Raw genomic sequence first — 24,879 nt, forward strand, 5'->3', positions numbered from 1 at the left:
TCACTTCATGACACCTTCTCCCCGTGAACGGGGAGAAGGAAGATGGCGCCCTACTTCGCGGCGCAGAGCTTGTCGCGCGTCGTCGACATCGCCGCCGCCGCCGAGAAGCCGTAGGGCTCGATGATCTTGGCGAACTCGCCCGACTTCTTCAGCTTGGCAAGTTCGACATCGTAGGCATCTCGCAATGCCTCGTCGCCTTTCTTGAAGGCGGCGCCGTCGCAATAGACCGGCGCGCCCTGCACCGGGGCGATGACTTCGAGGTTCGGATCGTTGGCCTTCTTGACCAGGTCGTTGATCGACAGAACCGGCAGCGAATAGGCGTCGATGCGGCCGTCCTGGAGCATCTTCAGGCCGCTCTGGCCGTCCGGCACGACGATGACACGCTCGCGCGGCACGCCGGCATTGAGCGCCAGCTTCTCCTCGGTGCCGCCGCCCGGCGCGCCGATGGTGGCGCTGGTGTCCTTGGCGACATCCTCATAGCTCTTGAAGCCCTTCGGATTGCCCTTCTTGACCAACATCGCCTCGGCGTCGCACAGCACCGGTTCGGAATAGGCAACCGCCGCACAGCGCTCCGGCTTCATGAACAAGCCAGCTGTGACAACGTCGAAGCGGCCGGCCTGCAAGCCCGGGATCATCGCGCCATATTCGGAGATCGAGGCGACGATGTCGCCGACGCCGAGGCGCTTGAAGATCTCGCGCGCCACGTCGGGCGCCGCACCCGAGACCTTGCCGTCGGCGGCGACCGCCGTATAGGGCGGCTCGTTGGCGATGGCGACACGGGCAAAGCCCTGCGCCTTCAGCTGCTCGAGCTTGCTGTCGTCGGCCGAACCGGCGGTCGGGGCGGTGAGCACCGCCGCCAGTGCGAGACCGGCAACGCCGGCCAGAATGCCAAGTTTCTTCATTGTTCCCAACTCCTTGTTCTGTCTTCTTGGTTTGCTTTGCGACGGCTTGCGCCGCCTAGAGGACGGCGTTGCCGCCTTTTGAGGGACGACTTCGTCGCCCTAAGGACGACTTTGTCGCCTCGGGACGGCGTTCGCCGCCCGTTGCATAGGCGGTCAGACACGGTGTCCGGCCGCGATGATCTTTTTCAGGAAGCCCTGCGTGCGCTCCTGCTTGGGGTGGCGGAAAATCTCGTCGGGCTTGCCTTCCTCGACGATCCTGCCGCGATCGAAGAACAGCACCCGGTCGGCGAAGTCGTGGGCGAAGCCCATCTCGTGGGTGACCAAAAGCATCGTCATGTCGGTCTCGGCGGCGAGCTTGCGCATTACGTTCAACACCTCCTCGACCAGCTCAGGATCGAGTGCCGAAGTGACTTCGTCGAACAGCATGATCTTCGGCGACAGCGCCAGTGCGCGGGCAATCGCGACGCGCTGCTTCTGGCCGCCGGAAAGCTGCGCCGGCATCGCCTTCGCCTTGTCGGCCATGCCGACCATGTCGAGCAATTCCATCGCCCGCTTCTCGGCGGCACCGCGCGCCATACCCTTGGTCAGCATCGGCGCGAGCGTGACGTTGTCCATGACGCATTTGTGCGGGAACAGGTTGAACAGCTGGAAGACCATGCCGATCTTCTGCCGCATCTTCGCCAGGTGTCGTTCGTCGGCGGCCAGCAGCTGGCCGTTGCGCTCCATGTGGTAGAGTTGCTCCCCGTCGATCTGGATATGGCCGCCGTCGATCTTCTCCAGCGTCATCAGGATGCGCAGGATCGTCGTCTTGCCGGAGCCGGAAGGACCGATCAGCGCCAGCTTCTCGCCGGGCATGACCTGCATCGACAGGCCGTCGAGCACCTTGAAGGCGCCGAAGCTCTTCGAAATGGCGTCAACCTTGATGATGGGTGCGAGCAATCAATTTCCCCGTTCTGGAGAAGCCTATGCCCTAACGATGGGGAACGCACGAAATCATGTCAATTAGGAAAATAATATCATGACAATATTTCGGGCGTCGCCCAATTTCAGGGCAATTTGTGCCCAAAAGTGAGCTGCGATTTTGAGCGGCATCCTTTCAGATGGCGAGCAGGAGATGTTCCGGGTCGCCTAGCAGAAGCTTGGCGACAACGCTCAAGCCGGCGCGCAGTTCCCCCTCGGTGGTCGAGCCGAGTGAGATACGCACGGCAGGGTGCCAGGGCGCGTCGGCAATGCGGAAGGATGTTCCCGGCGCGATCGCCACCCCTTGCAGGCGGGCCTGCGAGACAAAGCTCTCTTCGGCACGGTCGCCGGAAAGCTCGAGCCACAGATGCAGACCGTCGCGATGGACGCGATAGTCGACGCCGGACAGCACTTCCGCGGCGATATCCTGGCGCCGCCTGAGCGCCGATCGCTGCCAGCGCACCAACTCCATCGCCGTGCCGTCGGTCACCCATTTCGTGGCGATCTCGGCCACCAGCGGAGTCGCCATCCAGTTGGAGACGAGGTGGCGGTTGGCGACGGCGGCGACATAGCGGTCGGGCGCGGCGAGATAGCCGATGCGCAGGCCAGGCACGGTGATCTTGGTGAAGGAGGTGACGTAGAGCGTGCGCTCGGGCGCGAAGGCGGCGACCGGCGGCGGCCGGTCCTCGACCAGCGGCCCCAGCACATCGTTCTCGATGATGGCTATATCGTGCTTGCGCGCGACCGCTGCAATCTGCTCCCGCCGCACGGCGTCCATCAGCGTTGCCGTCGGGTTGATCACCGAGGGCTGCACGAACACGGCGCGGATATCGGAGAGCCGGCAGGCTTCGTCGAGCGCTTCCGGGATGAGACCGTTGTCGTCGATCGGCAGGCCTTCGAGGTTGAAGCCGAGGTAACGAGCGAGCGGCACCAGCGTGTGGTGGCCGATGGCTTCGGTGGCGACGGTCGAGCCGGGTGGCGCCACGCTCATCAGCGCCACCGTCATGCCGGCGGTGGCGCCGTTGGTCAGGCTGATGTTCTGCGGCGAGGCATCTAGGCCGCAGAGCTTCAGCCATTCGACCGCCACCGCGCGATGGCGCGGGAACACCATGTTCGGCCGGAACGAAAGCGCCGAGCTCGACGGCAGGTTCTCGGCGAGCCAACCCAGCGCCTGCTTCAGGCGTTCCAGATGCATCGGCTCGCAGACCGGCTTCAGGATCGAGAGGTCGATCACTTCGCCCAACCGCTCCGGCAGATAGGGCGGCTCCGGCTCGCGGCGCTGCGTCTGGACAAAGCTGCCGCGACCGATCTCGCCTGATATCAGACCGCGGCGGATCAATTCCTCATAGGCGCGGCTCACCGTCTGCACCGACAGCTGCAGGTCTTCGGCCAGCCGACGATGCGTCGGCAGCCGGACGCCGTTGGCCAGCCGCCCGTCATGAATGGCGCGGGCGAACTGGTCGGCGAGCGACTGGTAGGCCGGGCGGCGAATGAGCGCGGGATCTGGCTGCCACAATGTCATGACTTATTAGAGATCGAAATCAGTGCAATTGACAATCGAAATCATGCGCCCCCATGGTGGCGGGCAGCAAAAAGTGGACACCCATGGCCGCAGCGAAACTCGACCCGATTGATCTCAAAATACTCGACGCCATCCAGCGCGACGGGCGCATCACCAAGCTGGCGCTGGCCGACAAGGTCGGCCTGTCGCCGACGCCGTGCTGGATGCGGCTGCGCAAGCTGGAAAAGGCCGGCATCGTCTCGGGCTATCATGCCTCGATAGCTATGCGCGCCGTCGCCCCGGTCGCCACCGTGCTGATGGAGGTGACTTTGGCCAGCCACCGCCAGGCCGATTTCGACCGCTTCGAGCGGGTCATCCGCGACATTCCAGAGATCGTCGCCTGCTGGTCGGTTGGCGGTGGTGTCGACTATGTGCTGAAGGTGATGGCGCGCGACATCGACGCCTACCAGCGGCTGGTCGACGCCTTGCTCGAGCGCGAGATCGGCATCGACCGCTACTTCACCTACATCGTCACCAAGACTGTGAAGGACGAGACGGTGTTGCCGGTGGCCGATCTGCTGCCGCTGCAAGCGTGAAGCGGAGAGATCGTCTGCTTCGCGGGACGAATAGAGACAATCTCTCTACGCGCCGGCTTTGAAACAGTCCCTCTGTCTGCGCCGCACGCATAGTCTTTCAACATCGCCTTCGGCACCGGGAGACTTGATCGATGTCCGCGCATTTTGCCCGCACGAACCACCATGAAGCGCTCGACCGCCTCGCCGACCGCCGGCTGCTGCGCGCGCTCGCCTATGTCGACGGCCACTGGACGGCGAGCGAAGCGGCGGAGAGCTTCGAGGTCACCGATCCGGCGAGCGGCGCCACCGTCGCCTTTGTCGCCGCGCTCGATGCCGGGCAGACGACGAAGGCGATCGATGCCGCTTCGCGCGCCTTCCCGGCTTGGCAGGCGCTGCTGCCGCAGGAACGCTCCAGAATCTTGCGAAAATGGTTCGATCTGATCCTCGCCGCCAAGGAGGATCTGGCGCTGCTGATGACGCTGGAACAGGGCAAGCCGCTGAAGGAGTCGCTGGGCGAGATCGACTACGCCGCTTCCTTCGTCGAGTGGTATGCGGAAGAGGCAAAACGCCTCAACGCCGAGAGCGTCACCAGCCATTTGCCTGGTGCCGAGATGATGGTGCGACGTGAGCCGCTCGGCGTCGTCGGCGTCGTCACGCCGTGGAACTTTCCGTCGGCGATGCTGACGCGCAAGGCTGCGGCAGCGCTTGCAGCCGGCTGCACCATCGTCGCGCACCCGTCCTCGGAAACGCCGCTGTCGGCGCTGGCGCTGGCCGAGCTTGGCGAGCGCGCCGGTCTGCCCGCCGGCGTCTTCAACGTCGTCACCGGCAATGCGCGGACCATTGTCGGCGCGATGTGCGCTGATGCCCGGGTTCGGGCCATGAGCTTCACCGGCTCGACCGAAGTCGGCCGGCTGATCGCGGCGCAGTGCGCGCCGACGATGAAGCGGCTGGTCATGGAGCTTGGCGGCCATGCGCCGCTGATCGTGTTCGACGACGCCGATCTCGACAAGGCGGTGACGATCGCGCTCGATGCCAAATTCGCCACCTCCGGCCAGGATTGCCTCGCCGCCAACCGCATCTATGTGCAGCGTCCGATCTACGATCGGTTCTGCGCCGCCTTCGCCCGCCGCATCGAAGCGTTGCGAACCGGCAATGGCCTTGCCGATCAGACCGACATCGGCCCGCTGATGCACGAGCGCGCCGTCTGCAAGGTCGAAGAGCAGGTCGCCGATGCGCTTGCCCGCGGCGCACGTTGCCTCGCCGGCGGCAAGCGCCATGCGGCGGGGCCGCTGTTCTATCAGCCCACCTTGCTTGCCGACGTGCCCGATGAAGCGCTGATCATGCGCGAGGAAACTTTTGGCCCGGTCGCAGCAGTGACGCCGTTCGACAGCGAGGAAGAGGTCGTCGCCCGCGCCAATGCCACCGAATACGGCCTCGTCGCCTATGTCATGACCGAAAACGGCGCCCGGCAGCAGCGCCTGGGCCGCGCGCTCGACTACGGCATGGTCGCCATCAACCGGGTGAAGATCACCGGCGCGCCGATCCCGTTCGGCGGCATCAAGCAGTCCGGCATCGGCCGCGAAGGTTCGCGTCACGGCCTCGAAGCCTTCACCGATCTCAAATACCTTTGTCTCGATGTAGCCTAGGCTGCGCCGATCTTCCTTTCAGGAGTAAAAAGATGCTCGAACAGTCCAACGAACTCGCCGCCTGGGACCGCGACCACTTCTTCCATCCCTCGACCCATATGGGCATGCATGCGCGGGGTGAATCGCCGGCGCGCGTGATGGCCGGCGGCGAAGGCGTCACCGTCTGGGATAACAACGGCAAGAAGAGCATCGATGCCTTCGCCGGCCTCTATTGCGTCAATGTCGGCTATGGCCGCCAGAAAATATCGGATGCCATCGCCGCCCAGGCCAAGAACCTTGCCTATTACCACGCCTATGTCGGTCACGGCACCGAGGCATCGATCACGCTCGCCAAGATGATCATCGACCGCGCGCCACAAGGCATGTCCAGGGTCTATTTCGGCCTGTCAGGGTCCGACGCCAACGAAACCAACATCAAGCTGATCTGGTACTACAACAATGTGCTGGGCCGGCCCGAGAAGAAGAAGATCATCTCGCGCTGGCGCGGCTATCACGGCTCCGGCGTCATGACCGGGTCGCTGACCGGGCTCGATCTGTTCCACAACGCTTTCGATCTGCCGCGGGCGCCGATCCTGCATACCGAAGCGCCCTACTACTTCCGCCGCGCCGACCGCTCACAGAGTGAGGAGCAATTCTCGCAGCACTGCGCCGACAAGCTCGAGGAGATGATCCTGGCCGAAGGTCCGGACACGGTCGCCGCCTTCATCGGCGAGCCTATCCTCGGAACCGGCGGCATCGTGCCACCGCCGACCGGCTACTGGGAAAAAATCCAGGCCGTGCTGAAGAAGTACGACGTGCTGCTGGTCGCCGATGAGGTGGTGACCGGCTTCGGCCGGCTGGGCACGATGTTCGGCTCCGACCACTACGGCATCAAGCCGGATCTCATCACCATCGCCAAGGGCCTGACCTCGGCCTATGCGCCGTTGTCGGGCGTCATCGTCGCCGACAAGATGTGGCAGGTGCTGGTGCAGGGTTCCGACAAGCTCGGTTCACTCGGTCACGGCTGGACCTATTCGGCGCATCCGATCTGCGTTGCCGCGGGCGTGGCCAATCTCGAACTGATCGACGAGATGGACCTGGTCAGGAATGCCGGCGAGACCGGCGCTTATTTCCGTGCCGAACTGACCAGGGCCGTCGGCGGTCACAAACATGTCGGCGAGGTGCGCGGTGACGGCATGCTGGCGGCGATCGAGTTCGTCAAGGACCGCGACGACCGCGTCTTCTTCGATCCTTCGCTCAAGATCGGACCGCAGATTGCTGGAGCGCTCGCCGAGCGCGGCGTCATTGGCCGCGCCATGCCGCAAGGCGATATCCTCGGCTTCGCGCCGCCGCTTTGCCTGACCCGCGAAGAGGCCGACATCGTCGTGGCGAAGACAGCGGATGCGGTGAAGCGCGTATTTGCCAACATCTGAAAACTGATATGAACGCCATGACCAGAACCCTCCCCGTCACCATGGCCGCCGTGCAGCTCACCGGGCATGGCGGCATGGAAAAGCTCGTCTACCGCACCGACGTGAAAGTGCCCTCGCCTGCTCCAGGCGAGGTGCTGGTGAAAGTCAGTGCCTGCGGCATGAACAACACCGATGTCTGGGTACGCCAGGGCGCCTATGGCACGGAGGAGGACGCGGCGGCGGTGTCGACCTGGCGGCGGCAGGGCAACACGCTGACCTTCCCGCGCATCCAGGGCACCGACACGGTGGGCACCATCGCCGCCGTCGGCGACGGCGTCTCGCCTGACCGCATCGGCGAGCGGGTGATGGTCGATTTCTCCATCTACAATCGCGACGACGATTCACTCGCCGACATCGACTATATGGGCCATGGACGTGACGGAGGCTATGCCGAGTACCAGGCGGTGCCGGCCGAGAACGCCCATGTCGTCAATACCGACTTCAGCGACATCGAGCTCGCCACCTTCTGCTGCGCCTATCTCACCGGCGAGCAGATGCTGGAGCGCGCCGCACTGAGGACCGGCGAGCGCGTGCTGGTCACCGGCGCGTCGGGTGGCGTCGGTTCGGGCATCGTGCAGCTGGCGCGGGCACGCGGCGCCATCCCCTATGCCATCGTCGGCAAAGGCAAGGAACAGGCGGTGCTCGATATCGGCGCCGAGGCGGTGATCACCCGTGGTGTCGCCGATCTGCCGGCCGCGGTGAACGAGGCAACCGGCGGCCAACCGATCGACGTCGTTGCCGACCTGGTCGGCGGCGCGATCTTCAACGATCTGCTGCGTGTTTTGCGACCTGAAGGCCGCTACACGACGGCGGGCGCGATTGCTGGTCCGGTGGTGCAGCTCGATCTTCGCACCATGTATCTCAAGCAGCTACAGCTCCACGGCTCGAGCCAGGGCACGCGCGGCGACTTCCGCCGCATCGTGCGCTACATTGAGGAAAGCAAGATCCGGCCGCTCGTCGGCGGCGTCTACAGGCTCTCCGATTTCCACCAGGCTCAGGCGGATTTTATCGCCAAGGATTTCGTCGGCAAGCTGGTGGTGGTGCCGGACGCGATGTGGAACGGGAAGACCTGTCTCTGAGGTCGGCTTCTGGCCGACCGCGCGACTCTTAATGAAGCGCGGCAGGAGCCGGCGCTTGCTGAAGGTTGGCAGCAACCCGTGCCAGGCCGTCGGTCGTGGACCGGTAGCGGTTTCTGCCGCTCATGGCGGCGTTCTGCGCGCACAGCACCGGCCCAACGGGTTTGTATCGTCCGCGGCTCAAGTCGTTGGTTACGCCTGGTTTGCAGGCGGCCAGGGTCAGGGTAGCGGAAGCGCATAGTCCGGCCAAAGGCCGACTATGTTGCCTGTTTCATAGTCGACGTCACCGTTTCGTTACAGAAAGGAGCGACCTTAACGTACTCGGCAGGGAGTTAACCGTGGCTATGACGTACAAGACAGTTCAGGAAGCGCTCCGGGCGGCGGGGATTGTCATGAGCAAGAGGGGCGAAACCCATCGCATAAACTTCTTCTTCGGCCTCGAAGACACCGCGCACTACACGACAAGTCTTCAGGATGCCCTGGAGAAGGGGTTGGCGATGGCGAGACGGCAGCGCAGTGTCAGGGTTGGTCCTGATCCAGTAACCTTGTTGGTCAAACCGATCCAACTGCCGAGGTTCCAAGGCCCCCTCGGTCCCAGTTACGCCAGGCACGACAGCTCGGTTTGATCAGTTCAAGCTGGAGGCGGAGCGGACCAGTTCGACCAGATCGAGCATTTCGTCCCAATGCGGTGAGAGTTCGCCTCCAAGGCCGCAGCCGTAGGAAAGCAAGGAAAACTGGGTCGCCAGTTCCTCCTGAAGACGCAAGGCTTCAGCCGGGTCAGGGATTGAAGTGATGGCCATCACCGCCAGATTGCGGCACTGCGCCTCGGTCTCAAGGCCGAGGCCGCCAACAATCACACCTAGTTCAACCATGATCGAGATCAGTCGCACAAAGCCCCTCCGGCTGTTCTGCGCAACACGAACGACCAAAATCAATCACGACTGATCGGAAATGAAAAGCCCCGTTTCCGCGGAATCCCCAATTCCCCAAGGTTAGCCGGGTGTCTGAAAGGCCTGCGCCTGCATTAGCCAAAATGCCGACACCGCTAGAGCTGGAATCACAGCCATCGGTTGCCGGCGGTTGAGCCCAAAGGATTTGTTCGTCACGCGCTGCGGCGAAGGACCCAAACGACAAGGTGGGTGCCTATGCAGGCGCCCACCCGAATTGGATTGCGGTGCGCTGGCGGGCTCAGCCGCCGCTACCGCCCGAGCCGCCGCTGCCGCCTGAACCACCGCCGCCGCCGGAGCCGCCGCTACCACCAGAGCTGCCGCCCGAGCCACCGGAGCCGCCGGAGCCACCACTGCCGCTGCCCGAGCCACCCGAACCGCCGTCGCCGCCCGAACCACCGCTGCCGCCGCCACTGCCGCCAGAACCGCCGTCGCCGCCCGAGCCGCCAGAACCGCCGTCGCCGCCCGAGCCACCTGAACCGCCGCTGCCACCGGAGCCGCCCGAACCACCACCGGAGCCACCGCCGCCGCCGTTGCCGCCACCATCTCCGCCGCCGCCGTTGCCGCCACCATCTCCGCCGCCGCCGTTGCCGCCACCATCTCCGCCGCCGTCGTTGCCGCCACCATCTCCGCCGCCGTCGCCGCCGCCACCATTTCCACCGCCACCGGAGCCGCCTGAACCACCGGACCCGCCGCCTTCACCATCGCTGAGAGCGGCTGCGATGAGAGCCGTCGTGATCGGTGGGCACATTGCGATTTGTGCACGGCTCAGAATACTGTTGCGATTGCTCGCGATGCAGCAAAGTGTGTAGTTGGATTCCGTCAGCGGCTGACATTGCGCAACCGTCATCCGCGGCCTGGGGCCATTCTGTGCTGCTGCTGCTGGGAGTACAGAAGTCACCGCCACGAGGGCGGTTGAAACAAGCAAGGTTGTGCCAACCCTGCTCGCGCAGGTTGAGAACAGGTGCATTTCTTCCTCCTAAGGGAAAAAAGGCGCTCCCGTCCCCAAACTGGGCGCTATATCAAAGTTTCCGACCATCGGAAACATATTGTTAAGTATACATTGTTTTAGAACCTGTGCAAACGCTATTGGCGGGCGTTGATTTACCATATTCCTCGAACATGATCTCCGACCACGAACTCGAGGGGACGGAACGTGATTCGTTTGGCGGCGCTCATTGCCGCAGCCTTGGCCATGGCCGGCTGCAGCGAAACCATGCAAACCTCCGGCAGCGCGGCCATGATGGTCACCAAAGGCTATGCCTTTGCACCGCCCGCCTTTCGTCCCTTCTGCGCCCGGCAGCCACGGCTCTGCAGCACCGGTGGGCAGGTAAAGCAGGTTAAGCTCACACCGGCGCGCCGGGCCGAACTGCAGGCCGTGAACAGTTCCGTCAACGCCAGGATCAAAGAGCGGAGCGACCCTTCCGCCGGCAGCGCCGACGATTGGCGCATCCCGACGAAAGAAGGCGATTGCGAGGATTTCGCGATCCTGAAGAAGAGCGAACTCATGAAGCGCGGCTGGCCTGCCTCAGCCCTTCTGCTGACGGTGGTGACGCTTGGCGGTCAGGGACACACGGTGCTTACCGTTCGCACCGACAAGGGCGACCTGATCCTCGACAATCGCAGCGGCGCCGTCAGGAATTGGTCGCAGACCTCCTATCACTACTTTGCCCGGCAATCCCAGTCGGAAAACGGCAAGTGGACGCAGATCGACTCCTAAGGCAATTTCAGGAAAAGTGCGCAGCGGTTCGTCCGGAATTGCGTAAAAAACGAACATTTATAGCGATTTAGCGCTTCGAAAGCCGAACTGCTCCGGTCGGCTGCCAGAGCCAATCCTTTATTGCCTGACGGTCCGACGGCAGGATTTCGTGCCTGGCCGTCTCGCGATCCCTCAATCCTTTGATCGTCTTGCAAGGCCAATCCCGCCATGGGACCATGAAGGGCTCGCCAAGGGTTCGGGGGAAATAGCTCAGTACCGCGACCAGCGCCTCTTGCCGACGCTCTTTGAGCACAGGTCAACGCCATGCGTGTGGATGTCATCGATAGCTTCGATACTCTCGTTCAGCTGAGAGGCAATTGGGATGCGGTCTATGAGGCGGATCCCGAAGCTCAGTATTTCATGTCCTGGACATGGATGGCGGGTTGGTTCAAGCGGCTTCGCTACCAATGGCTCATTCTGGCCGCAAGATCAGACGATTCACCCGACTATGTCGGCTTCTTCCCCCTGCAGCTTCGCACCGAGAGGGCCAGGGACGGCGCGTTGCACAACGAATTGAGGACCGGTGGCGGCTACTTCGCCGGTTACGCCGGCTTCATCTGCGATCCGGACGTTCAGAATGCCGTCATCCGCGCCTTCGCCGAACACACCAAGCAGCTGAACTGGGCCAAGCTGCACCTCGAGAACATCTTTGCGTCGCAGCGGCGGCTGGACGTGTTTCTGGGGGAGTTTGCCGCCCCCGAGTTCCAGACCGGCAAGGTAAGGCGGCCGGACGACGGCGATAACATCGATCATGACATCTATGTTTATGTGAATCTGCCCGGCGACTGGGAGGAATTCCTCAACGAAAGGCTGGGGGCCGCGACGCGCAAGACCGCGAGGCGCACGCTGAGGGCAATCGACCATGCGGCAGAGTATCGGGTCACCGATGTCACCGCCGCGACGCTGGAACGTGACCTGCAGGCGCTTCTTCGGTTCTGGGAGAACCAGTGGGGCGCCAAGCTGGCGGCGCGGTATCACCCGGGCCTGCCGCAGGCCATGATGAACAATTTCCGCAACATGCTGCGGTGCGCTTTCGAGGATGATGCCCTCTATCTTCCCGTTCTTTGGCAGGGTGATAGCCCGATCGGCGCGCAGGCCACCTTGATCGATCGGAAGAACCGGACGCTGATCGGCATGCTCAATGGGCGTGATCTCGAGATCAAAAAACCGGCGCCCGGCTTTGCGCTTCATCTCTACAGCATACGCTGGGCCATTCAGAACGGCTTTGCCGTCTATGATCTGCAGACCGGTGACTTTTCTTACAAATATGATTTCGGCGGTCTCGAGCGAAGGGTCGAATGCCTCCTCGTGAGCACCGCGACACGCCGCAATCTTCGCGACAGTCTGGAGGGCCGGAGCCTGCCCGTCGTGCTCGCGCGAGCAAAAGCGCTCCATCAGGCCGGCGACCTAGAAGGCGCCGCGCGCGCCTGCCGGCAAATCCTGGATGCCGATCCGGACTATGCCGGGGCACTTCAGCTGCTTCAGCAGCTGGATACCGCGCGCCGGTCTCGTTTGCCGCAAGATCTCAGCACCGCCGCTCGCCTGCACCAGGCCGGAAACCTCGCTGAGGCGGAAAAGATGTATCGCGAGATCCTGGATATCGAGCCTGGGCATTTTGATGTCCGCTATCTCCTTGGCGTGGTTTGCCTTCAGCAGCGGAAATATGAGGATGCGGAACGGCAGATCAGCCAGGCGACAGTCATCAGGCCCGATGTGCCCGCGGCGCACTACAATCGCGGCCTCGCACTGGTGAAGCTCGACCGCATCGAGGAAGGGCTCGCAAGTCTGGATGACTGTATCGGTCTGGAGCCGGGTCACGCCCAAGCTCTCGCCCTCCGCGACACTGTGTTGAAAACCTTTCAGCATGTCGCGAGCGCCGCGGAGTAGATGCGGCCGGGACGAAAAGCGCGACGGCCTGCCGGATCGCCGGCAGCGAGGCCACATGGGATTATATTGAGCTTCTGCCCCTGAGGGCTTAGGTGGCCGCAGAAGATACGTACGCCTCACTTCGGGAACGAATTCTCTTCAACAATGGACCATATATCTTTGTTTATCTCTCTTATGCGATCGATAGATTCGTGTATTTTATTTATTTCCTTTTCGTCTATCTCTTCAATCTTGCCGTACCTTACCTCGTCCTTCCCATCCACGATGCGCATCAGTTGCGTGCTTGCATGATTCCCGGTTTCGTCGAACGAATAAATGCAATGGCTGTATTTATTTCGCAACTTCGCTTGACGTGTAAGTTTGTCGGTAACAGTCAGGACTGCCTGGCGGCATGGCGCCGACGTTTTCGGCATCTTCGCCAGTCGCTCGACCAACTCGATCCGCGCCCGAGTTGTGTTGAGCGTCAGGAAAATGATGATTGCCGTTTCCTTGTCGACCTTCGCCAGGCCGGCAATCAGATAAATCAGCAGGCTTTCAGTGTTGGTCCAGGTGTAATTCAACTGGCCAACGAGGAGCAGGACCTCCTGAAAGCGGGACATCGCCAACTCAGAGCGAAGATTGAGAAAAGCGCGGCGGCCTTGCTCGTTCCATGTCGCTGAGAAACGTACCCTTTCGATTATGGAATATCGCAGCCGCCTCGGTCCTGTTGTGGGCGCCGAGTTTGGTGATGATATTGTGCAGATGGATCTTGACCGTATGTTCGGAAAGACGGAGCGTCGCGGCGATGATCTTGTTCTGCAATCCCCGGGCGACCATCTCGAGAATCTGAAATTCCCGTTCGGTCAGCTCGCCCATCTCTTCAAAACCGGCATCGCTGCTCGTGGCTTGAAGAGCCCGCCCGGCATCCGGAACTTTGTCGGAAGAGCCCTTCGCATGGGACTGAAACATGGCCAGCGGAAAGTACTCTCCGCCGCGAAGCACGAGCCTGATGACGGAAAGCCAGACATCAAGTTTCAGATCCATCGGCAGGACACTGCGCACGATTTTAGAATCGAAGACCTCCTGGACGGAAACGGGAGCGCGGCTGTCGTGTTGCACCAGTACGACAGGTGCTGCCGAATGAAACCGCATGAGATCGGCGGCATGGTCGCCGATCCTGTCCAGGAATTCAGTGTCCACAAGTATCAAGCAAACGGGATGCTTGAACGTGGCGCAGGCGGCTTCCAGGCTTGTAGCCTGCTCCACCGCTATAGAGGGAAATTCCCTCTCGATTGCGTATACAAGACATTCCGGAAAGCTGTCGGCCGAGGAAACAGTCAGTAGAATTCTGCGAGCCCAACTCTCTCCCGCACCGCTACCAACGGTGCCGCGCATATTGACGTTTGACATGGTTGCCACCCCACCTAGACCACTTTAGACCACTGTCTGGTCTCGTTTTTTTCCTTCTTCGATATCGCGGGCCTCTACCCCGCAAAACAGCTAGCCTTAACGACTTATACACTAAGTTAGCCCTGCCTGATATAGTTCGGAGGAGCTATTGCAGATTTGCCACGTCGCTTCGAAGGCGAGCGGCGTCCAACGGCACGACAGCGACCGCAAATCGTTGCGGAATTCAGGTTCATTTGAGGGCTGCAGTACCCTTCGCCCATTCCATTGAACGGGCTAGCCCGAACAGTCAGCTTACAATTCACCCCCCGTGGCCACAAACTTCCCGTGTTCACTACAGGAGCGGGGAGCTCCCAGGCTTTGCCGTAGCTGAGCGACCGGGTCTTTGAGGTCCGGCGCGATGGTCGAGCATTGCCTGATCGAGCTGCCCCTCCCCAGTCAACGGGAGGTACCCAAGCAAACTTATGATGAAAGTCGGATTTCGGACCTCAGTCCCCTCGGTCCGACAATCCATTCACCGCATTAAACGCAACGTCCGCGAACAGCTCAAGACCGCGTAAGAGAAGAATGCGGTCCGGCAGTCGCGGCCTCAACTGAGGACACGATCATGTCTCTCGACCTCGACAAGAACAACATCAACGCATTCGGCTTGCAGATCGTCGATAGCGAATTCGATATCGGCGGCAGCGACGGCGAAAACGAGAACGAAAACAAGAACCAAAACACCAACGACGCCAAGAACGAGAACGAAAACTCGAACGACAACAAGGCGTCGAACGAAAACGAGAACAAGAGCGAGAACGAAAACTCGAACGAGAACAAGGCCTCGAACGAGAACGAGAACAAGTCCGAGAACGAGAACGCCAACTCGAACGAGTCCAAGAACGAAAACTCGAACGAGAACAAGAACGTCAACGAGACCAAGGTTGACGTCGACGTCGACGTTGGCGTCAAGCTCGAGGGTGAGCTCGGAAACTCCGATGACGACTTCGCCGATATCTATGCTAGCGGCGACATGAAAATCGACACCATGATCAACAACAAGGACGGCAACGTCTCTTATGATCCTGGCGACGACGTCACCTTCAAGGACATCCTGAACAATTCGATGACCGGCGCCGGAACCAACACCGCGTCGATCATCAACCAGACCCTGAACATGTACGACAACGACAAGCTCGATAACGCGACCGTCAAGAACGACGCCGATTTCAAGCTTGATCTGAACGCCAAGGGTGGCGAGTCCCAGGCAGGTGACGGCATCTCGGCCGGCGGCGGCGGCGGCGACGGCGGCGATGACGCCAAGGCCAATGGCGGCGAAGGCGGCGGTGGCGGCGACGCCAAGAGCGGCGACATCGAAGCCGGCGACGGCAAGGGTGGCCTGGCGCTCAGTGCGGCCTTCGGTGGCGACTCCAAGAGCGACAACAAGGCCGACGGCGGCGACTCCAAGGCGGGCGACGGCGATAGCGGCGACGCCAAGGGCGGCACCGGCGATGGCGGCAACGCCAACGGCGGCGATGGCCTCGGGCTCGGCCTCGGGCTCGGCCTCGGGCTCGGTGTCGGCGCGGCCGAAGCTGGCGATGCCAAGTCGGAAGACGGCGGCGACGCCAAGGCGGAAGCCGGTGACTCCAAGGCCGATGGCGGCGATGCCAAGGCCGATGGCGGCGATGGTGGCAATGGCGGCGACGGCGGCGACGTCAGCGGCGGCGACGCGAAGGCGGATGCCGGAGACGGTGTCGACCAGTTCGTGCCGATCGTGCCGATCTTGACACTCGGTGAAGGCGGCGACGCCAAGAGCGAAGCTGGCGATGCCACCGGCGGTGGCGGCGGTGGCGGTGGTGGCGGCGGCGGCGGTGGTGCCGACGCTGACGGCGGCAACGCCAAGTCCGACGGCGGCAACGCCGATGCCGATGGCGGCAATTCCGAATCCTATGGCGGCGATGCCCTCGGAGCAGGCTATGGCGCTGGCTATGGCGCAGGCGTGGGCGCAGGCACCGGTGGTGCTGGCGGCACGGGCGGCGACGGAACCGGTGGCACGGCCACCAGTGGCGACGCGACCGGTGGCGACAGCCTCGGCGGCTTCGCAGGGGCGTTTGGCGGCGACGGCGGTAATGCGCTGAGCGGCGCCTGGGCCGATGGCTACGGCGGCGATGCCAAGGGTGGGTTCACCCTCGCTGGTGACGGTGGTGCCGGTGGTGCCGGCGGCTACGCCTACAATGGTGACGGTGGCGCCGGCGGCGACGGCGGGACCTGGGGCTCGAGCAATGGCGATGACGGCTTCGTAACCGGCACCAGCCATGCCTCGGCCGACGGCCTGATCGACGTTAGTGCCTTCAACCAGCAGATCGTGATGGGCGCCAACCTGCAGGAAAACCTCGTCGATCAGACCGTGGTTGGCGGCAACTTCACCAACACGCTGACTGGCGAAGACGCCGGCGACAACACTGGTGCGTAATTGGTTGCACGACTGATTTCCCAGGAAATCAGACAGCTTGGACTGCGCGGAGTTTTCCGCGCAGTCCTTCCATCCGGGAGACATGCCGCCCGATCGAGCGCGAATGATCTCAAGATAGGGAGGCTACCGTGTATTCCATGCAGCTGGATAAGATCACCGAGGCAATCTCGCATTTCATCGGAATGCTCGAAATTTCGGTCGAGGAAGCACGGCAGCTAAAGACCTATGACGACTTCAAGATTGCCGAAGCCGTCAAGGAAGAGACCCCCGACCTTCCCAACACGGATATAAACGTCAAGGCGCCTTACACGCTGGACGATTTCGATCCGCACGTTCCCTATATGGGGCTCAAGCCGGAACTGGTGCCGTACACCGTCAGCACGAGTTTCTGGTACACGCCTCCCGAAATTCCAGATGCCGGCCATCTGAGCCCCGGCCATCACCTGTTTCACATCCCGCATCTGCCGGGGTTCGGCGGCCACATGATCCTGCCGCACATCGAACCTCCCGGCGAGGTCGCCATTCACATCAATCAGGAGATCCGCCTGTCCGACAACGACTATGTCGGCGCTGGTGGACACGGCCTGATATTCACCCCGACGCTCGACGATGGCAGCCAGATGGTGTCCCTGATGAACACCGCGGCGGAATTGTCGCCGCTGGATGATCTGGCAAGGCCAGGCTCCGCCGAGGACATCGCCACCACCGTCATCACCGCAAGCGAGCGTCTCGTGGCCTACTCCGACAGCTATGATGGCGAAGCGAACGTTTTCGTGGTGCACCCGGACGCGGCTTCGGGGCCGATCCAAGGAACCTTCGTCAACGGACAGCTGGTTGACGAGGCCGACGCGCCGAAGGCGGAGGACCACCTCAACATCCTCAAGGAACAGAACGACGACTCCGACGGAACCGAGGAAGGCGCCGACAAGGACGATTACAACACGCCTCCGGACTCCTCCGACTTCATGTCGGGCTGGGGCAACGGCTTGCTGAACCCTGGTGTCGAATTGGACGCCGGCGGCAACACGCTGATCAACTCGGCCGTCATGACGAACAACTGGACAACGACGTCTGTCGTCGCCGTTGTCGGAAACAGCTACGAAATCAACGCCATCATTCAAATCAACGCGCACTGCGACACCGACTCTGTCAGTTCCAGCCTGAACGGCTGGGCCTTGGGCAACGCCCCCGACGAGAGCTTCAACATCGCGATGTTCAAGCACATCGATCCGTCGGCCGGCAGCGAGGCGCCAACCGCGGCGGACGGATTCCCTGCCGCCTGGGTGGTGACGCAGGTCACCGGCGACCTGATCATCATGAACTGGCTCGAGCAATACAGCTTCATGACGGACAACGACACCTCGATCCTGTCTTCGTCCGGCGTCAGGACCATGGTGAGCACCGGCGACAACACTCAGATAAACGATATATCGATCAATGAGCTGGGCCAGTACTACGACCTGATCATCATCGGCGGAAACATCTATGACGCCAACATCATCCATCAGCTCAACGTCCTGATCGACAACGATCTCATCGGCGCGGTGGACGGCTTCGAGACGTCCGGAGGGGGATCCTACTCGACCGCCGGGAACCTGCTCTGGAACGACGCCACGATCATCAATGTCGGCGGGCAGAACCATTTCGAGGCATTGCCAACCTCCTATCTGCAGGCTGCCCAGGATATGGCGGCCGGCAAGGGCGGCAACCCTGGCGACATCCTCAACGACGAAGCCTTCGCCGGTATCGGCACCTTGCGGGTCCTCTACATTTCGGGCGACCTGCTCAATGTGCAATACGTCTCTCAGACGAATGTGCTGGGCGACAGCGACCAGGTCGCTTTGGCGATGAATCAATTCGTCGCCCACCCCGAAGCGGAATGGACAGTCACCACCGGCGGCAACCAGGTGGCCAATTTCGCCGGCATCGTCGACGTCGACGGCACCGACAAGACCTATGTTGGCGGCGAGCACTATTCGCAAGAGATCCTGATCCAGGCAGACATCATCTCGTGCGATCCAGAACTCGGCGGGCAGAATCCGGACGCGCTGGTGAACGAAGCGGTCGCCTTCCTTGTCGACGACGCCTCCGACGACGATGCGCAGATAGATCATCCGATCGTGCCGACGCCGGACCACGTCCAGGCGGACGGCATGCAGACAATTTTGGCTTGATCTGGGATCCGGGGGGATATCATGAGCGACGATCGCGACCTGTCTTGGGAAACCTTTGCCGAGGGTCTGGAAGCAGCCTTGCAAGAAGGCGACCAGGCACCGCAGAACCCGAACTCCTCGGCGCCCCGCACGACACTCTCGAGTGCCTTGCTGCAGCATGAGCGGGCCATTGACCGGACCATCAAGGCAATCGACAACATCGTCGACCAACTGCAAGACGTAGCAGCCCGCCCGCAGGCGAAGGTCGAGCAGGATCGGGCTCTGCCCCAATCCCGCAACCAGGCAGCCGAGACCGCCCACCGCACTCCCGCACCAGAGCAGGCCACACCGCCCGCCGCCGCATCCCAGGCCAGGATGGCGCCAGCCGCCGGAACATCAGTGCCTGCCATCACACCGCAGCGTGCGCCTGCGCCAAGCGGTGGCGAAATCAAGCCAGCCGCCGTGGCGGCGACTCCAGCCCCGGCCCTGCCGGCAACGGTGGCGAAAAAGCCGGCGACCGATCCTGCCGCGCCTGCCCCTGCCATGCAAGAGAGGCGGCCCGAGGACAAAACGATTTCAGTCGGACAGACGGCCGCGCGTTCAAGCGCCCCGTCCGAACAGGCGCGTCCCGATGGCACGCCAGCACCTGCCACCGTGCCAACTCCGAAGCCGGCGCCCGCCACCGACAAGGTAGCGGCTGCATCCCCCGGGCAGCCGACCCGCCCCGAGCCAACCCGCTCGGAGCCAGCCCGGCAACCAAGCCAGAGCATCACGACCGGCGCCGGGGAGATCAATGCCGCGGCCTCGCCCGAGCCCGTGCCACAACGAGAGAGCAGGTTCCCGCGGCCAGCGCCAAAGCCAGAGCAATCGCCAAGGTCGGCTTCGACGGCGCAGAACCAAGGCGCCTCGGCCGCGTCAGCAGCCAAACCGGAGTCAATGCTGCAGCGGCCTGCTGAACCGCTGGCCAAGGCAGCACCTGGCGCTCCCGGGACACCTGGTGCTCCCGGAACACCTGCTGCACCCGGGACATCCAAAACATCCGAGATGAAGGACGTCCCCAAAACACCGGGCATGATCGTCATTGAAGGCGACACCGGTCCGATAAAGGCCAAGGAACCGCACCAGGGCGGCGGCTCGCCTCCCAGCGACGACGACAGCGGCCGGCGCGGCGGCGGAGGCGGTGGTGGCGGCGGCGTCTTTCACAAGCGGCTCGGCCCGGTCGATTTCGGCGCTTCTCTCAAAGCCGGGTTGCGAGCGGTCAAGAAAAACCTGCTCATCGTCATGCTGTTCACGGTCGCCTGCAATGTGTTGGTCCTGGCGATCCCGATCTATCTGTTCCAGATCTCGGATCGCGTTCTTACCAGCCGTTCCGCCGACACTTTGATCATGCTGACGGTGGTGATTGTCGGCGCGGTGGTCTTGCAGGCGGTGTTCGATGCGCTTCGCCGCTTCATCCTGATGCGCACGGCGGTCGAGGTCGCGGCCCAGTTGGGCGCACCGATCCTCAGCGCTGCGGCCAGAGCCTCCCTTAACAGCAACGGCAAAGAGTATCAGGTCCTGGGTGACCTGCAGCAGCTGAGGACATTCCTGACATCCGGCACGCTGCTGTCGTTCCTCGACGCGCCCATGGCTCCCTTCATGATGCTGGCGGTGTTTCTCATCCACCCGCACCAGGGCTTCATCGTCATGGCCTCGGCGTTGCTGCTCCTGCTGATCACACTTCTCAACCAGCGCGCGACGGCGGCCGCCTTCGGCGAGGCGAACACGCATCAGAGCAAGGCCAACATCCATCTCGATTCGATGTCGCGCAATTCCCAGATCATCAATGCGCTGGCGATGATTCCCGAGGCGGTGCGGATCTGGGGCAAGGACACGGCAAACTCCCTTCGCGCACAGGTGATCGCACAGGATCGCAACATCGTCTTTGCTTCGATATCGAAGGCGGTGCGGCTTCTGACCCAGGTGACGATGCTTGGCTGGGGCGCTCATCTGTCGATCGAGGGCCATCTCACCGGCGGCATGGTCATTGCCGCATCGATCATCGCCGGACGGGCTTTGGGTCCGATCGAAGGCGCCATCGAGGGCTGGAACCAGGTCGTGCATTCCCGCGCCGCCTACGGCCGGATTGCTTCGCTTCTGCAGTCGTCCCCGCTCAATTTCGAACGATTGAACCTGCCCCGCCCCGAGGGTCGTCTCGACGTCGAACGCCTTCTCTTCGTGCCCCAGGGAACCAAGCGCGTCGTGCTCAACGGCATCTCGTTCGCGCTTTCGCCGGGCGACTCCTTGGCGATCATCGGCAATTCGGGCGCCGGCAAGACGACCCTGGGCAAGATGCTGGTCGGCTCGATCCTGCCCACATCAGGCAACGTCCGGCTGGACCTGATGGATCTGCGCAACTGGGATCCGCGCCAGTTTGGCGAGAACATTGGCTATCTGCCACAGGACGTTCAGCTGTTTCCGGCCTCCATCAAGGCCAACATCGCCCGCATGCGCGACGACGCGACCGATGCCGAAATCTATCAGGCCGCCGCACTGGCAGACGTCCATGAAATGATCTCCACTCTGCCACACGGCTACGAGACTTTCGTGGCCGCCGACGGAGCGCCGCTTTCCGGCGGACAGAAGCAGCGTGTCGCCCTCGCCCGCGCCTTTTTCGGCAATCCTCGCCTGGTCGTGCTCGACGAGCCGAACTCGAACCTGGACTCGGCGGGTGACGCGGCGCTGGAGCGCGCGCTTCAGCACGCCAAGGAGCACAAGATCACGGTCATCACCATCACCCAGCGCCCATCCTTGCTCAAGAGCGTCGACAAGATCCTCCTGCTCGTCAACGGCACCGTCGCCCTGTTCGGCATGCGCCAGGATGTGCTGCAGGCATTGGCAACCCGCGGACTGAGCATCGAAGGCGGGGCGTTTGGTCATCAGATCCAATAGCCGGGCAATCAAAAATGACAACCGAGATCGCAAAAGTTCACGACATGCAGTGGTACTCTGAGGTGCCACGCTCGATCCGGAAACAGACCGTGGTTGGCATCCTGCTCATCTCGGTGGCCTTCGGCGGCTTCGGCACATGGGCTTTCACGGCGCCGCTGGCATCCGCCATCGTTGCTCAAGGCAGTTTCGTTGCCACCGGGCAAAACAAGGTCATTCAGCATCTCGAAGGCGGCATCATCAAGGAAATCCTGGTCAGCGAAGGCGACCATGTCAGCCTCGATCAGCCGCTGGTCAGGCTCGACGAAACCGCCGCCCAGACCAACGAACGGCAATTGTTTCTGCGAAAGGCCAGGCTCGAGGCGATCGCGGCCCGCTTGAATGCCGAGGTGCAAGACAGCGACAAGATCCAGTTTCCCAAGATCGTGACCGACAATCAGTACGACCCGGAAATTGCGCCGATCATGGAAAGCCAGCAACTCAACTTCGCCGCCGCGATCAGCAAACGCAGCAGTGAAATAGGGCTGTTCGATCAGAACATAAAAGCCATGCAATTCCGCAACGAAGGCATCGAGGAGCAGATCTCGTCGGTTCGGCGGCAATTGCAATTCCTCAAGGAAGAATATGGGGGCAAGAAAAAGCTTCTCGACCAGGGTTTGATCCGCGGAACCGAGGTGAAGGCGATCCAGCGGGCAATGGCGGACGCGGACGGCCAGATCGGCAAGATGGTGGCGGAGGTTTCCGAGAACCGCGAACAGATCGTCAGGTTCGAGCAGCAGATCACCCAGACGAAGGACGCCTATCGCCAGGCAGCGCTCCAGGAATTGCAAAGCCTGGAAGCCGAACTGGACGCGGTACGCGAGCAGTCACGCGAGGCGCAGAATGTGCTTCGCCGTGTCACCATCAATGCGCCCGTGCCCGGCACGATCATACGCATGCATTACCACACCGCCGGCGGCGTCATCGAGAGCGGCAAGGCCATCCTCGAGATCCTGCCTTCAGACGTGCCCTTGGTCATCGAGGCGCAAGTCCCTCGCACCGACATCGACAACGTCAAGGTCGGGCAGCAGGCCTCGATCCGGCTGATCGCGCTCAACCGGCGCACCACGCCGGTTCTGGAAGGCGAGGTTTACTACGTCTCGGCCGACGCGTTGCCTGAGATGAGCGGCCCCACGCCCAAGGAGGTCTATCTGGCCCGCGTACGCTTGCCGGCAAGCGAGCTGGCGAAGGCGCACGGCTTTACGCCGACGCCGGGCATGCCTGCCGAAATACTGGTGCAAACCGAGTCGCGGACGTTCTTCAGCTATCTGACGAAGCCGATCGCCGACAGCATGGCCAGGGCATTCATGGAACAGTGAGCTTCGCAAACAAGGGACAAATTCGGGGGAACCATGCATATCGATGTCATCACGACACGGGAGGGCCTCAACGGGCTCAGGCAGAACTGGGACGATCTTTACGAGAAGGACCCCGAGGCCCAGTTCTTTCTGTCCTGGACGTTCCTGTCGTCCTATCTTCGCCGGTTTGAAGGCGCCTGGTCCATCCTGGCGGCCCGGTCGGGACCGCAAGGGTCTCCCTATGTCGCCCTGCTGCCGTTGCGGCTCCGCACCAGGCTGAACAAGAAGACCGGCTTTTGCCACAACGAAATCAACATGGGCGCAAACTACGCGGCCGACTACACGGGCATCGTTTGCGCACCAGGTTTTGCCGACCGCGCGATCCCGGCGCTTGCCAAACATCTCATGAAGATGAACTGGGCCAAGCTGCATCTCGAAAATCTGCGCATGTCGGAGAAGCGGCGGCGCCTGCTGCTCGACAACCTTGCCGACAAGCGCCTGACCGCTCAAAGGATGCAGCGCGTCAACAAGACCGACAATGTCGACAACTGCATCTGCCCGGCCGCCAGCCTGCCGGGGGATTGGGACACTTATCTCGAGCAGAAGATCAGTTCAAACACGCGCCAGAAGATCAGGCGCTTCCTGCGCAAACTGGACGGGTCGGACGAATTTCGCATCACCCATGCCGACGCCTCGACGATCGACCGCGACATCGGCATCATCCTCGAAATGTGGCGCATCAAATGGGCGCCGCGGAAGGGCAACCTTCTGCCCGGCCTTTTGAGGTCCAACCGCATACTGTTCAAGGATGCCTTCGAGAGCGGAACCCTGTTCCTGCCCATTCTCTGGCACCAAGACAAACCGCTCGCTGGCCTGGCGTTCTTGGTCGACCCGGTCAAGAAGGCGATGCTCTTCCACCTCGCCGGACGCGACGAGACCGCCAACGAAATCCCGCCGGGGCTTGTGCTGCATGCCTATTGCATTCGCCGTGCGATCGAGCAGGGCTTCCGCAGCTACGATTTCCTGCGCGGCAACGAGTCCTACAAATATTCATTCGGTGTCGAGGAGACCAAAATTCATTGTGTTCTGGTCAAAACGAGGACGGGCCGAAATCTCGGTGACCGGCTTGACGCCAGATCCGTGGCAAGCGTGCTTGAGCAGGCGACCAAATTCCACGAGGCGGGCAAGCTGGCCAATGCCGAAAGCGCCTATCGCCAAATTCTCGAGGTCGCCCCTCGCCACGCTCGTACCCTGTACGGATTGGGTCAATTGCTCGCGGCCAAGGCGGATCACTGGTCAGCCGCCGATACCTTTGGCTCGCTCGTGGAGATCGCGCCGAATTCGGTCAAGGCGTGGTCTCGGCTTGCCATTGAACTGCAGGCGCTAAGTCGCCACTCCGAGGCCGCGGACGCCTTCCGCAAGGTGCTTGAGCTCAATCCGGAGCTTCCCGGAGCGCAGTACGGCCTTGGCCGCTGCCTGGCGGAACTCCGGCAGATTGACGAAGCGGCGAAGGTCTTGAGCGCGGTACAGGATCGGTCCGACAAGCCCATCGACCCTCTGCTTCGTGCCAAGGCACGCATGCAGTTGAACAAGCTCAAGCAGGATTTGAACCCTTGCTACATCAGGCTCGAACCCGTGAAGGCAAGTTTGCCCCTCCTTGAGAAGGCTGACGCCTGACTGCTCCGTTGGTCTAAATCAGCGTTCTCCCTCGTTGAGCGCCCACCCGCCCGCAATGCGAAGACGCAGGATGCGCTCCATAGCATCTGCGTAGCTCCGCTCTGCATCATCGGGTGGGCAGTTGCTCGCCATGGCGCAGATGGAAATCCCATTTGACGCCTTCGAATTGGCCGACCGCCAACCAATGGCGGTTCCCGGTCGGTCTCATCCCATTGTACTCATCCTGTATAATTCCTGTG

The 24,879-nt window shown here is 62.3% G+C and carries 19 protein-coding genes; 12 read left to right on the plus strand and 7 right to left on the minus strand.

Annotation, left to right across the window (positions count from 1 at the left end):
- Nucleotides 1-50: 50 nt before the first annotated feature.
- From ehuB to ehuR, 3 genes are all read right to left on the minus strand, one after another.
- Nucleotides 51-902 (minus strand): ectoine/hydroxyectoine ABC transporter substrate-binding protein EhuB, encoded by an 852-nt coding sequence (ehuB, locus tag D3227_RS08665; RefSeq protein ID WP_120013712.1) that lies wholly within the window; start codon nucleotides 900-902, stop codon nucleotides 51-53.
- 153 nt (nucleotides 903-1,055) lie between these two features.
- Nucleotides 1,056-1,841 carry an ectoine/hydroxyectoine ABC transporter ATP-binding protein EhuA gene (ehuA, locus tag D3227_RS08670; RefSeq protein ID WP_120013713.1) on the minus strand — a complete coding sequence of 262 codons (786 nt, stop codon included), beginning with the start codon at nucleotides 1,839-1,841 and terminating at the stop codon, nucleotides 1,056-1,058.
- Nucleotides 1,842-1,998: 157 nt separating this feature from the next.
- Nucleotides 1,999-3,384, minus strand: a complete 1,386-nt coding sequence (gene ehuR / locus D3227_RS08675; protein WP_120013714.1) for a MocR-like ectoine utilization transcription factor EhuR — start codon at nucleotides 3,382-3,384, stop codon at nucleotides 1,999-2,001.
- A gap of 83 nt (nucleotides 3,385-3,467) precedes the next feature.
- Between ehuR and D3227_RS08680 the strand changes: the two genes are divergently transcribed.
- From D3227_RS08680 to D3227_RS41065, 5 genes are all read left to right on the plus strand, one after another.
- The gene (locus D3227_RS08680; RefSeq protein ID WP_120013821.1) at nucleotides 3,468-3,959 is read left to right on the plus strand and encodes an Lrp/AsnC family transcriptional regulator; all 492 of its coding nucleotides are present in this window, start codon (nucleotides 3,468-3,470) and stop codon (nucleotides 3,957-3,959) included.
- A gap of 131 nt (nucleotides 3,960-4,090) precedes the next feature.
- The gene (locus D3227_RS08685) at nucleotides 4,091-5,584 is read left to right on the plus strand and encodes an NAD-dependent succinate-semialdehyde dehydrogenase (protein WP_120013715.1); all 1,494 of its coding nucleotides are present in this window, start codon (nucleotides 4,091-4,093) and stop codon (nucleotides 5,582-5,584) included.
- A gap of 32 nt (nucleotides 5,585-5,616) precedes the next feature.
- Nucleotides 5,617-6,996: an aspartate aminotransferase family protein gene (locus tag D3227_RS08690; protein WP_120013716.1), complete on the plus strand. Its 1,380-nt coding sequence runs from the start codon at nucleotides 5,617-5,619 to the stop codon at nucleotides 6,994-6,996.
- Between the two features lie 8 nt (nucleotides 6,997-7,004).
- A complete protein-coding gene (locus tag D3227_RS08695; protein WP_120013717.1) occupies nucleotides 7,005-8,114 on the plus strand; it encodes an alcohol dehydrogenase family protein in 1,110 nt (369 codons plus the stop codon).
- A 341-nt stretch (nucleotides 8,115-8,455) separates the two neighbouring features.
- Nucleotides 8,456-8,737, plus strand: a complete 282-nt coding sequence (locus D3227_RS41065) for a hypothetical protein (protein WP_167480645.1) — start codon at nucleotides 8,456-8,458, stop codon at nucleotides 8,735-8,737.
- Here D3227_RS41065 and D3227_RS08705 read toward each other — a convergent pair whose 3' ends face one another.
- Together D3227_RS08705 and D3227_RS08710 are read right to left on the minus strand one after the other, a co-directional pair.
- Nucleotides 8,738-9,001 carry a hypothetical protein gene (locus D3227_RS08705; RefSeq protein ID WP_147377588.1) on the minus strand — a complete coding sequence of 88 codons (264 nt, stop codon included), beginning with the start codon at nucleotides 8,999-9,001 and terminating at the stop codon, nucleotides 8,738-8,740.
- A gap of 298 nt (nucleotides 9,002-9,299) precedes the next feature.
- On the minus strand, nucleotides 9,300-9,809 hold the full coding sequence (locus D3227_RS08710; RefSeq protein ID WP_120013720.1) for a PE family protein: 510 nt from the start codon (nucleotides 9,807-9,809) through the stop codon (nucleotides 9,300-9,302).
- Nucleotides 9,810-10,253: 444 nt separating this feature from the next.
- Between D3227_RS08710 and D3227_RS08715 the strand changes: the two genes are divergently transcribed.
- Both D3227_RS08715 and D3227_RS08720 read left to right on the plus strand, forming a co-directional pair.
- Nucleotides 10,254-10,778, plus strand: coding sequence for a transglutaminase-like cysteine peptidase (locus D3227_RS08715; protein WP_425374492.1), 525 nt, complete (start codon nucleotides 10,254-10,256; stop codon nucleotides 10,776-10,778).
- A gap of 303 nt (nucleotides 10,779-11,081) precedes the next feature.
- Nucleotides 11,082-12,704 carry a GNAT family N-acetyltransferase gene (locus tag D3227_RS08720; protein ID WP_120013722.1) on the plus strand — a complete coding sequence of 541 codons (1,623 nt, stop codon included), beginning with the start codon at nucleotides 11,082-11,084 and terminating at the stop codon, nucleotides 12,702-12,704.
- Nucleotides 12,705-12,820: 116 nt separating this feature from the next.
- Here the strand turns inward: D3227_RS08720 and D3227_RS08725 are convergent, their stop codons facing one another.
- Both D3227_RS08725 and D3227_RS08730 read right to left on the minus strand, forming a co-directional pair.
- Nucleotides 12,821-13,303, minus strand: a complete 483-nt coding sequence (locus tag D3227_RS08725; RefSeq protein ID WP_120013822.1) for a hypothetical protein — start codon at nucleotides 13,301-13,303, stop codon at nucleotides 12,821-12,823.
- 7 nt (nucleotides 13,304-13,310) lie between these two features.
- A complete protein-coding gene (locus D3227_RS08730) occupies nucleotides 13,311-14,093 on the minus strand; it encodes a response regulator transcription factor (protein ID WP_245451699.1) in 783 nt (260 codons plus the stop codon).
- 604 nt (nucleotides 14,094-14,697) lie between these two features.
- On the opposite strand from D3227_RS08730, the gene D3227_RS08735 reads away from it, so the two are divergent.
- The 5 genes from D3227_RS08735 to D3227_RS08755 all read left to right on the plus strand — a co-directional run bounded on the left by D3227_RS08735 (nucleotide 14,698) and on the right by D3227_RS08755 (nucleotide 24,640).
- Nucleotides 14,698-16,545, plus strand: a complete 1,848-nt coding sequence (locus D3227_RS08735; protein WP_120013723.1) for a hypothetical protein — start codon at nucleotides 14,698-14,700, stop codon at nucleotides 16,543-16,545.
- 128 nt (nucleotides 16,546-16,673) lie between these two features.
- A complete protein-coding gene (locus tag D3227_RS08740; RefSeq protein ID WP_147377589.1) occupies nucleotides 16,674-18,719 on the plus strand; it encodes a type I secretion protein in 2,046 nt (681 codons plus the stop codon).
- A gap of 522 nt (nucleotides 18,720-19,241) precedes the next feature.
- Nucleotides 19,242-21,629 (plus strand): type I secretion system permease/ATPase, encoded by a 2,388-nt coding sequence (locus D3227_RS08745; protein ID WP_425374493.1) that lies wholly within the window; start codon nucleotides 19,242-19,244, stop codon nucleotides 21,627-21,629.
- Nucleotides 21,630-21,643: 14 nt separating this feature from the next.
- Nucleotides 21,644-22,984 (plus strand): HlyD family type I secretion periplasmic adaptor subunit, encoded by a 1,341-nt coding sequence (locus D3227_RS08750; protein ID WP_120013726.1) that lies wholly within the window; start codon nucleotides 21,644-21,646, stop codon nucleotides 22,982-22,984.
- Between the two features lie 33 nt (nucleotides 22,985-23,017).
- Nucleotides 23,018-24,640, plus strand: a complete 1,623-nt coding sequence (locus D3227_RS08755) for a GNAT family N-acetyltransferase (RefSeq protein ID WP_120013727.1) — start codon at nucleotides 23,018-23,020, stop codon at nucleotides 24,638-24,640.
- Nucleotides 24,641-24,879: the final 239 nt, after the last annotated feature.

The organism is Mesorhizobium waimense, assembly GCF_003601975.1.
Lineage (GTDB): Bacteria > Pseudomonadota > Alphaproteobacteria > Rhizobiales > Rhizobiaceae > Mesorhizobium > Mesorhizobium waimense.

Coding starts and splice junctions, on each gene's coding strand:
- D3227_RS08680 (WP_120013821.1), top strand. CDS start 3,468: ATGGCCGCAGCGAAACTCGACCCGATTGATCTCAAAATACTCGACGCC.
- ehuR (WP_120013714.1), bottom strand. CDS start 3,384: ATGACATTGTGGCAGCCAGATCCCGCGCTCATTCGCCGCCCGGCCTAC.
- D3227_RS08735 (WP_120013723.1), top strand. CDS start 14,698: ATGTCTCTCGACCTCGACAAGAACAACATCAACGCATTCGGCTTGCAG.
- ehuB (WP_120013712.1), bottom strand. CDS start 902: ATGAAGAAACTTGGCATTCTGGCCGGCGTTGCCGGTCTCGCACTGGCG.
- D3227_RS08745 (WP_425374493.1), top strand. CDS start 19,242: ATGCAAGAGAGGCGGCCCGAGGACAAAACGATTTCAGTCGGACAGACG.
- D3227_RS41065 (WP_167480645.1), top strand. CDS start 8,456: ATGACGTACAAGACAGTTCAGGAAGCGCTCCGGGCGGCGGGGATTGTC.
- D3227_RS08685 (WP_120013715.1), top strand. CDS start 4,091: ATGTCCGCGCATTTTGCCCGCACGAACCACCATGAAGCGCTCGACCGC.
- D3227_RS08730 (WP_245451699.1), bottom strand. CDS start 14,093: ATGTCAAACGTCAATATGCGCGGCACCGTTGGTAGCGGTGCGGGAGAG.
- D3227_RS08755 (WP_120013727.1), top strand. CDS start 23,018: ATGCATATCGATGTCATCACGACACGGGAGGGCCTCAACGGGCTCAGG.
- D3227_RS08720 (WP_120013722.1), top strand. CDS start 11,082: ATGCGTGTGGATGTCATCGATAGCTTCGATACTCTCGTTCAGCTGAGA.
- D3227_RS08690 (WP_120013716.1), top strand. CDS start 5,617: ATGCTCGAACAGTCCAACGAACTCGCCGCCTGGGACCGCGACCACTTC.
- D3227_RS08750 (WP_120013726.1), top strand. CDS start 21,644: ATGACAACCGAGATCGCAAAAGTTCACGACATGCAGTGGTACTCTGAG.
- D3227_RS08725 (WP_120013822.1), bottom strand. CDS start 13,303: ATGTCCCGCTTTCAGGAGGTCCTGCTCCTCGTTGGCCAGTTGAATTAC.
- D3227_RS08715 (WP_425374492.1), top strand. CDS start 10,254: ATGGCCGGCTGCAGCGAAACCATGCAAACCTCCGGCAGCGCGGCCATG.
- D3227_RS08695 (WP_120013717.1), top strand. CDS start 7,005: ATGAACGCCATGACCAGAACCCTCCCCGTCACCATGGCCGCCGTGCAG.
- D3227_RS08710 (WP_120013720.1), bottom strand. CDS start 9,809: ATGTGCCCACCGATCACGACGGCTCTCATCGCAGCCGCTCTCAGCGAT.